Raw genomic sequence first — 10,318 nt, forward strand, 5'->3', positions numbered from 1 at the left:
TTATACCTTATTTGGATATAAAAAGAAAAGGAATTATTTAATAAAATTAATTTTACTGAAATAATTCCCATTTCTCTATATTATTTTTTTGTTGCTTTTTTAGTTTTTGTTTTTGCTGCCGGTTTTTTTACAGTTTTTTCTGTTTTTTTAGCTATTTTTCCTACAAAAACAATTTTTTTAACATCGTCATAAGTTTCAGCAAAATGGAATTTCATTTCCTTTGTTATTTCTTCAGGCAGTTCTTCCGTATCAATTTTATTATCCATCGGAAGTACAACATCCCTTATTCCAACTCTATGAGCTGCTATAACTTTTTCCTTTACTCCACCTATTGCCAGAACTTCCCCTGTAATAGTTATTTCTCCTGTCATTGCTACATCCTGTCTAACTTCCTTGTTAGTCAGAACTGATATAATGGCTGTTGTTATTGTAATTCCAGCAGATGGACCATCTTTTGGAACAGCACCTTCAGGGAAATGCAAGTGAATATCCGTTTTTTCATTGAACTTGTCCTTTATTCCAAGTTCATTTTTTATATGTCTGACATATGAATATGCAACTTTAGCAGATTCCTGCATTACACTTCCAAGTTTTCCTGTAAGCTGAAGATGTCCTTTTCCTTCCATCTTTACAGCCTGAACTTCCAGCATAGTTCCACCGACTGCAGTCCATGCTAGTCCATTGACAACTCCTACTTTTCCTGCTTTTTCCTTAATTTTATCTTCCCTGTATTTTGGATTTCCAAGATATTTCTTTATTTTTGCTTCAGTTACAGATAATTTCTTAGATTTTGAAGTTAAAGCTTCCCTTGCCATTTTTCTAAACAATTTTCCTATTTCTCTTCTAAGATTTCTTACTCCTGCTTCCCTAGTATATTCGTTAATTATTTTAAGTATCGAATCATCAGTAAATGGTATCTTATAATTTTTAAGTCCATTTTCCTCCTGAGTCTGAGGTATAAGATATCTTTTTGCTATATTCAGCTTTTCAAATTCTGTATATGATTCTATGTAGATTATTTCCATTCTGTCTCTTAGAGGACCTGGAATTCCACCTAAATCATTTGCCGTACATATAAAGAACACTTTTGATAAATCAAACGGATAATCTATATAGTGATCTTCAAATGTATGGTTTTGAGCAGGATCCAATACTTCCAGCATTGCTGATGCAGGATCGCCTCTAAAGTCTGATGCCATTTTATCTATTTCATCAAATAACATAACAGGATTGTTTACTCCCACCTGTTTCAATGAATTTATAATTCTTCCTGGCATTGATCCTATATACGTTCTTCTATGTCCCCTAATTTCTGCTTCATCTCTTAATCCACCTAATGAAATTCTTGTAAACTTTCTATTCATAGAACGTGCAACAGAATTTGCAAGTGAAGTTTTACCCACACCCGGAGGTCCCACAAGACATATTATAGATCCTTTAAGTGTATTATTCAGTTTTTTTACAGCCAGGAATTCAAGTATTCTTGCCTTTACTTCTTCCAGACCATAATGATCTTCATCAAGGATTTTTTCAGCCTTTTCAATATCTATTTCATCCTTTGTTGACTTATCCCATGGTAATTCCAGTACAGTTTCGACATAACTTCTTATTACAGAAGCCTCTGCAGAAAAATCAGGCATTTTTTTCAGTCTTGAAAGTTCCTTTACCATTTTAGCCTTCAATTCTTTAGGAATTTTTGAGTCCTGAACTCTCTGATCCAGTTCTTCCAATTCTTCATCAGAATCAGAATCTTCACCCATTTCTTCCCTCATTGCCTTTATTTTTTCCCTCAGATAGTAGTTTTTCTGTACTTCTGCCATCTGTTCCTTGACTTTGTTTTCTATCTCTCTTTCAAGAGTAAATATTTCAACTTCCTTTTCAAGAATACTTAATATTTTATATGCTCTTTCTTCAACATCAAGAATTTCAAGCAGTTCCTGTTTTACATTAGTCGCTATCATAAGGTTTGTACATATAAGATCAAAAGCCTTATCAATATTTCTGACTTCTTTTATATTATAAATCACATCAGGTAATATTTTCTGAGTTATTTTAGCATAGTTTGAAAACTCATCAATTACTCTTCTTTTCAATGCTTCTGATTTACTTTCATCAATAGGTTTTGGGAAGATTTCTTCATAGTCTGCATACTGCACACCTTTTTTTTCCTCAAATTCACCTATTAATACCCTATGTTTAGCTTCCACTAAAACCTTCACATTGCCATTTGGCATTTTAACTGTCTGGATTACATGAACTAACACCCCTGTTTCATATACATCTTCCGGCAGTTTAGGTTCTTCTACATTTGGATCCTTCTGTGTGGAAAGTATCAGCTTGTTATCAAAACTTGAAAGGGCTTCTTCCAGGCTTGAAAGGCTGGCCTGCCTACCTATAAATATAGGAGTTACCACACCAGGAAAAACAACTAGTTCCCTTGTTGCTATAAAAGGTTTCTTTAACATATTTCTCCTTTCTTTTAAACTTGTATATTTTAACATACAAACTTTAAAAAAGATAGTCCTTTTTTACATTTTTTCCTTTAAATTTTCTTATTCAGAATCTTTAAAATTAAATTACTTTACTATTACTTTTTCCTTATCTTCAACTGCTTCTTTAGTAATTCTTACTTCTGAAACTTTTTCCATTGAAGGAATTTCATACATTAAATCAAGCATTACATTTTCAATGATTGATCTAAGTCCTCTTGCACCTATTTTTCTCTTTAGAGCAAGTTTTGCTATTTCAGTTATTGCATCATCGTCAAAACTTAACTTGACATCTTCCATTTCAAAATACTTTTTATACTGTTTTACCAGTGAATTTTTAGGTTCTGTAAGTATTTTTACCATGGCTTCTTCATCCAGTCCATGTAATGCCGTAATTATAGGTAATCTTCCAATCAGTTCAGGTATAAGACCATATTTAATAAGATCTTCCGGTAATACATTTTCAAATAATGTAAGGTCATCCAGTTTCTTTTCTTCTGTTTCCAGACCAAATCCCACTCTTTTCTGATTTATTCTGTTTCTAAGTTTACCTTCAAGACCTTCAAAAGCTCCACCTACGATAAACAGTATATCTTTTGTGTTTATTTCTATCATTTCCTGATTTGGATGCTTTCTTCCACCTTGTGGCGGTACACTTGCAACAGTTCCTTCTATTATTTTCAGTAATGCCTGTTGGACACCTTCCCCTGAAACATCCCTTGTAATAGACATATTTTCTGACTTTCTTGCAATCTTATCTATTTCATCTATGTATATTATTCCATGTTCAGCAGTTTCTATATCATAATCTGCCGCTTTTATAAGTTTTAAAAGTACGTTTTCTACATCGTCACCTACATATCCGGCTTCTGTCAATGTAGTTGCATCAGCTATTGCCAACGGTACATTCAGAATTTTTGCCAGTGTCTGTGCCAGAAGGGTTTTTCCACTTCCTGTAGGTCCCACCAGTAAAACATTTGACTTCTGCAGTTCCACATCATCTATGTTTTTCATTTTATGGTTAATTCTCTTAAAATGATTATATACAGCAACAGAAAGAACCTTTTTAGCCCTTTCCTGCCCTATTATATATTCATCCAGTCTACTTTTGATTTCAGCAGGTTTCAGCAAAGTAAGTTCCATCTTTTTCTCATCTTCGCTATAGCCACTTTCATCAAGCAGTTCCTGACAGTCTTCTATACATTCATCACATATGAAGGCATCATTATCAGGGCTACTTATAAGCTGGTATACTTCATCTTCAGACTTTCCACAAAATGTGCAGCTTTTTTTCTCCTTTGCCAATGATCTTCACCTCGTTATTTTTTCCTAAGTTTATAGAACTTTATCTATCAGACCATATTCTATAGCTTCTTCAGGAGACATGAAATTATCCCTTTCTGTATCCTGATAAATTTCTTCTATAGGTTTTCCTGTAGCTTCTGATAGAATTTTACTTGTCAGTTCCTTCATTCTTTCAATTTCTTTTGCCTGTATCTGAATATCCGTTGCCTGTCCTCTTGCTCCACCTAAAGGCTGATGTATCATTATTCTTGAATTAGGCAGTGAATATCTCTTTCCTTTTGCTCCGGCTGTAAGCAGCAAAGCTCCCATGCTGGCAGCCTGACCAAGACACACTGTGGAAACGTCACATTTTATATGACGCATTGTATCATATATGGCAAGTCCCGAGGTAATTACTCCACCGGGACTGTTAATATACATTACAATGTCTTTTTCCTTATCCTGTGCGTCTAAAAATAACAGCTGTGCAATAATTGCATTTGCCATATTATCTTCTATTTCTCCACCTACGAATATTATCCTATCCTTCAGCAGTCTGGAGTATATATCGTAACTTCTTTCTCCACGTCCGTCATTTTCAATTACTACAGGACTGTACATCTTATTTCCTCCTTATTTTGCCAATAAATCAACAGTTTTTCTGTTTATAATCTGATATTTTATTTCATCTATAAATCTTGCATAGTTTCCAGATTTTCTAACTTCTGCAATTAATCCTTCCCTATCCATTCCATACATTAAAGCAGTTCTATCTAATTCAGCATTTACTTCTTCTTCAGTAGCTTCTACATTTTCTGCTTTAGCTATTTCAGTTAATACTAAGTCTCTTTTTACAGATTTTTCAGCTGATTCTTTGATGCTTTCTTTCATTTTTTCAATGTCCTGACCTGTCATTTCAAAATATTGATTTAATGACATTCCTTGCATTTGAAGCTGTTGAGCAAATCTATTTATTTGGAATTGAATTTCTCTTTCTACTACTGCTTCAGGGATTTCAAAGTTTATACTATCTACAACTGCATCTACTACTTTTCCTCTATATTCATTTTCAATTCTTGCTTCTTCTCTTTTTATAAGATTTTCTCTTGTTTTAGCCTTTAAATCTTCTACTGAATCATATCCAAGTTCTTTTGCAAGATCTTCATTTAATTCTGCTTCTTCTTTTCTCTTTATTGAATTTACTTTTACTTTAAATACTGCAGGTTTTCCTTTTAAGTTTTCTGCATGGTATTCTTCAGGGAAAGTAACGTTTACATCAAATTCGTCACCTTTTTTATGTCCTATAATCTGATCTTCAAAAGTATCTATAAAGCTTTTTGATCCTAAAGTAAGGTCAAATCCTTCAGCTTTTCCTCCGTCAAATGCTTCTCCATCTATAAATCCTTCAAAATTGATGTTTGTAACATCTTTATCCTTAGCTGCTTCATCATCTGCAACTTCTTTTAATTTTCCTGCATTTGATCTCATTATTTCGATTTCAGCATTAACTTTTTCATCATTTACATCTAATGCTTCTTTTTCTACTTTTACGCTTTTGTAATCTCCTAAATTAATTTCAGGTAATACAGGTATAGTAAATACTACTTCTACGTTATCTTCATTATTTTCATATTTTTCCAGTTTAATGTCTGCAATTGGTGATAAGTTATTTTCTTCAACTGCTTTTCTATATTCTTCTGAAATTATGTGATTAAGGATTTCCCCTTCTATTTCTTTTTTGAATCTTTTTTCGAGTACATCTGCAGGTACGTGTCCTTTTCTGAATCCATCTACTTTTGCATCTTTAAAATGTCCTAATACATGTCCTTTAAGATGTTTTAATTCTTCACCATTTCTTGTTACTGATACTTCATATACTGTTTCTGATAATTTTTTTACTGTTGACATTTTTATAATCCTCCTAATTTATATTCTAATATATTTTTTATGTTGTTTAACTAATTAATTTCTCTTTCTCCAGTTTATCATGTTTTTTGTATTTTTTCCATGATAATTATCTTTATTCGGCTAATTAAAGTCTTTCACCTTCAATTCAATAAACAAATCTGTTCTTGCAGACTTGAAAACTGGAGTATAAACTATCTCATATTTTTTATTGAGATTTTTAAGTTTAAGTTTATGTCCCAGATTATATCCAATTACAGATATAAATCTGTTATTTTTTCTTATATATCCTTTAAAATGACGGTTATTCACACCAAATTTCGTGAAATTTACAAACTTCACTCCTGTATCTATGAAATTTGGTTCCTGATTATCAAGACCAAAGGGCGATAACCTATTTATATCAAGAAGCTTATTCTTATTTATTTCCTCTATTCCTAATTTTGCATCAATATTTAGAACTTTTTCCATGCTTGACTTATTTGTAGTTAAAAGTCTTTTTTTCAGATATCTTTCTATTTCAGCAAGATATTTTTCCGACACAAGAAATCCTGCCGCCAGATCATGTCCTCCAAATCTGTCAAACTTATCTGATGTTTCCTTAAGAATATCAAATATATTAAGTCCTTCTATACTACGGCATGAAGCCTTTCCATATCCATTTTTTATTGAAACGAGTATTACCGGAATATTATACTTTATGGAAATTCTGGAACATACAACTCCTATTACTCCCGAATGCCATTTTCTACTTTTCATGAATATGTATTTGGGATTATTCAGTTTCTGAATTTTTTCCTCTATTTCATTGTATATTTCTATTTCCAGATATCTTCTTATTTTATTTGCCTTTTTCATTTCTTCAATGATTGCAAAAATTTTAAAGTCATCTTCCTGTATAAAGAAATTTACCACCATTTTGGAGTTGTCTATTCTACCCAGAGCATTGAAAATAGGTGCAATATAAAATCCTATATCGCTTGTAGTTATATTTTTGGGATTTATTTTTAAGTAACTAATAATATACTTTAAGCCTTTTACCTTAGTTTTTCTTAAATTATATAATCCTTTTTTTATTATAAACCTGTTTTCATCAGTCATTGGCACAACATCTGCAACTGTTCCTATCATTACAATATCCAGATAGTCATACAGCAGCTTTTTACTTACTCCGCACGTTTCATACACTGCTTCAGCTAGTTTAAACGCAACTCCTGAACCTGATAAATTCTTATTCGGATAATTTTTACTTATTTTAGGATTTACTGTAAGAACCTTCATGTCGCTGATTGCATCAAGCGGTCTATGATGATCTGTAATAATTACATCAATATCATTTTCCCTTAACATTAACAGTTCTTCTTTGCTTCCAATCCCTGTATCCACTGTAATAAATAACTTTGCATTTTTTTTAGACAGATATTTTATAAGATTCTTATTTATCCCAACTCCTTCATGTGCCCTGTTTGGGATATAATAATCTACATTTAACCCTAGTTTTCTAAATACGAGTACAAGATACGCCGTCCCTGATATTCCGTCCACGTCATAATCTCCATAGATTACTATTTTTTCTTTCCGTTTTTTTGCATCAAGTATTCTTTCTACAACTTCATGCATATTTTCAAAAAGAAAAGGGTCATTCAGCTCACTTTCGCTCGTATTCAGAAATTTTTCCACTTCTTTTTTTGTAGTAATTCTTCTATTAAGCAATAAACCTGTTATAAGTTGACTCTCATTAAATTCCTTACTTTTCAGGGCTAAATAATTTTTATCGTGTTTCTTCAACTCCCATTTCACAAATCATTCACTGTCCTTCTTTTTTACCTCATTCAGCAAAGATGCTATTTTTATACCGTATTCGATACTGTCATCTAAATGAATTCTTATTTCAGGAACAAATCTGATTGATAACTGAGATCCAATTGTTTTTCTGAAAAAACCTTTTAATTTTTCAAGTTCTTCCAGTATTTTTTCTTTATTTACATTATTTTTCAGATCCAGTATTGAAAAAGTAAGATCAAGATATCTTCCATCCTTTGTAAGCTCTGTCTTATGTATTGTTACCAGATTTTTTATTTTTTCATTTTTTACTTCTGTCAGAATAGTCATTCCGATTATTCTTGATATTTCCTTTTCAAGTCCTTTTTTCCTTCTGTCATTCATAATAATTTTCACCCCATAATTTAATCAATATGCAAAATAATCAAACTATCTTGGTATTTCTTCCAAAATATATGATTCTATGATGTCGCCTTCTTTTATATCATTAAAATCTTTAATTCCGATTCCACATTCCTGTCCCATGACAACTTCCTTTGCATCATCCTTAAATCTCTTAAGTGAATCTAATTCTCCATCGTAAATAATTATTCCATCTCTTATAACTCTTATTTTAGAAGTTTTACTTACTTTTCCGTCTACTACTATTGCTCCTGCAATATTTCCAACGTTACTGATTTTAAATACCTGCTTAACTTCAATTCTTCCAAAGTAAACTTCCTTATATTCAGGATCAAGCATTCCTTTAAGGGCTTTTTCTATTTCTTCTGTTACATGGTAAATTACATTGTAGTTTCTAATTTCCACTCCAGTTTTTTCTGCCTCGATTCTTGCAGGAGTTGTAGGTCTTACGTTAAATGCAATTATTATTGCATTTGATGCTTCCGCAAGTTTTACGTCTCCTTCAGTTACTGCTCCGGCACTTCCCTGAATAATGTTTATCATTGCTTTTTCGTTATTCAGTTTCAGTAATGATTCCTTCAATGCTTCTACTGAACCTTTAGAATCTGCTCTTATGATACATTTAAGTTCTTTAAGCTGCTGTTCTTCCAGTTCCTGAGACAGACTTTCCAATGAGATGTGTTTCTTTTTATTCTGATCGTTGATTTTCTTTTCTTTTATGAAATCTTCAACTATCTTTTTAGCCTGCTTGTCGTTGTTTACTCCGTAAAGGACATCTCCGGCATTTGGAACATTACTAAATCCTGTAATTTCAACAGGCTGAGATAATGTTGCCTTTTCTATTTTATTTCCTCTGTCATCAAGCATTGATCTTACTCTTCCATGTGCTTCTCCTGCAACGAATATATCTCCGATTTTAAGTTCACCTTCCTGAATCAGTATATCCGCTACCGCTCCCATTTTAGGATCAAGTCTTGATTCTACAACTACAGCTTTTGCCCTTTTCTTAGGATTTGCCTTCAATTCAAGCAGTTCTGCTGTAATCAGTATAGTTTCAAGTAATTCTTCAAGGTTTATCTTCTGTTTTGCAGAAATTTCCACAAATTCAGTATTTCCTCCCCAGTCAGGTGACATAAGTCCATATTCTGTCAACTCTGTTCTAACCTTCATAGGATCTGCACCAGGTTTGTCAATTTTATTTATTGCTACTATTATTGGTACTCCAGCTTCTTTAGCATGTGATATAGCTTCTACAGTCTGAGGTTTTACTCCGTCATCTGCTGCAACTATAAGTATTGAAATATCAGTTATATTTGCTCCTCTTGCTCTCATTTCAGTAAAAGCTTCGTGTCCCGGAGTATCTATAAATGTAACCTTCTGTCCCTTCCAGTTTACCTGGTAGGCTCCTATTCTCTGTGTTATTCCTCCAGCTTCGCCTTCGATTATATTTGTGTGTCTTAATGCATCAAGAAGGGATGTTTTCCCATGGTCTACGTGTCCCATTATTGTTATAACTGGAGCTCTTTCCACAAGATCCTGTTCCTTGTCTTCAACTTCAAGATGATACTTTTCACCATAACTTACTTCAACAACTTCTTCTTTTTCAACTATTACTTCATAGTCAAGAGCTACTTCTTCAGCTTCCTCAAATGATAGGATAGCATTTGCAGTCAGCATCTTTCCTTGCATAAAGAATTTTTTTATAATATCGGAAACATTTATTCCTAGCTTTTCAGCCAGATCCTTGATAACTATTTCTTCTCCAATAGTTATCATTCCAATACTTTCGCCTTCTATTCTGATTATTTCATCCTTCATTACTTTTTCCTGTTTCTTTTTATTTTTTTTCTTTTTGTCATCTTTTCTGAAATCAGATCTTAATTCTCTTAATTTCTTTTCTTCTTCCTTCTGTTTCTTTTCCTTTTCGTATCTCTTCTTGTCAAATTTTGCTTTTCCCTTTACATTGTTCTTAGGTTTTTCTGCAATTGGAGAAGGGGCTATATCATTTTTTGGTGCTTCTTTTTTATTATTTCTGTTTCCAAAATTTCTACTGTCCCTTGTGTCATCCTTTCCTCTTTCGAAAGAACGTCTATCCCTTTGACCATCTCTGTTGTCTCTATTATCCCTGTTCTGATAATTTCTATTATCTCTGTTTCTGTTATCCCTGTCAAATGACGGTCTTCCATCTCTCTGATTATTATCTCTATTTTGATAATTTCTCTCCCTGTTCTGACTATCATCAAAATTTCTTCCGGAATTTCTATCAAATTTACCGTCTCTTCTGTCCCTATTTTGATTATCCCTATCAAATGATGGTCTTCCGTCCCTCTGGTTATTGTCTCTGTTCTGATAATTTCTATTATCCCTGTTTCTGTTATTATGGAAATTTCTATTATTGTCCTTTCCATCTCTATTTTGATTGTCCCTGTCAAATGACGGTCTTCCATCTCTCTGAT

7 protein-coding genes are annotated in these 10,318 nt (G+C 32.7%); all 7 read right to left on the bottom strand.

Annotation, left to right across the window (positions count from 1 at the left end):
* Nucleotides 1-80: 80 nt before the first annotated feature.
* Nucleotides 81-2,465, bottom strand: coding sequence for an endopeptidase La (lon, locus tag HMPREF1984_RS07895; protein WP_036100204.1), 2,385 nt, complete (start codon nucleotides 2,463-2,465; stop codon nucleotides 81-83).
* Nucleotides 2,466-2,576: 111 nt separating this feature from the next.
* Complete coding sequence (gene clpX / locus HMPREF1984_RS07900; protein ID WP_021767438.1) at nucleotides 2,577-3,794, bottom strand: ATP-dependent Clp protease ATP-binding subunit ClpX; 1,218 nt, start codon at nucleotides 3,792-3,794, stop codon at nucleotides 2,577-2,579.
* A gap of 30 nt (nucleotides 3,795-3,824) precedes the next feature.
* On the bottom strand, nucleotides 3,825-4,394 hold the full coding sequence (gene clpP / locus HMPREF1984_RS11390; RefSeq protein WP_021767439.1) for an ATP-dependent Clp endopeptidase proteolytic subunit ClpP: 570 nt from the start codon (nucleotides 4,392-4,394) through the stop codon (nucleotides 3,825-3,827).
* 12 nt (nucleotides 4,395-4,406) lie between these two features.
* Complete coding sequence (gene tig / locus HMPREF1984_RS07910; protein ID WP_021767440.1) at nucleotides 4,407-5,681, bottom strand: trigger factor; 1,275 nt, start codon at nucleotides 5,679-5,681, stop codon at nucleotides 4,407-4,409.
* A gap of 120 nt (nucleotides 5,682-5,801) precedes the next feature.
* Entirely contained in the window at nucleotides 5,802-7,478 is a 1,677-nt protein-coding gene (gene recJ / locus HMPREF1984_RS07915) for a single-stranded-DNA-specific exonuclease RecJ (RefSeq protein WP_021767441.1), read from the bottom strand.
* 3 nt (nucleotides 7,479-7,481) lie between these two features.
* On the bottom strand, nucleotides 7,482-7,844 hold the full coding sequence (gene rbfA / locus HMPREF1984_RS07920; RefSeq protein WP_021767442.1) for a 30S ribosome-binding factor RbfA: 363 nt from the start codon (nucleotides 7,842-7,844) through the stop codon (nucleotides 7,482-7,484).
* Between the two features lie 45 nt (nucleotides 7,845-7,889).
* Nucleotides 7,890-10,318: translation initiation factor IF-2 (infB, locus tag HMPREF1984_RS07925; protein ID WP_021767443.1), on the bottom strand; the 2,429-nt coding region annotated here is incomplete at its 5' end.

The organism is Leptotrichia sp. oral taxon 215 str. W9775 (assembly GCF_000469505.1).
Lineage (GTDB): Bacteria > Fusobacteriota > Fusobacteriia > Fusobacteriales > Leptotrichiaceae > Leptotrichia_A.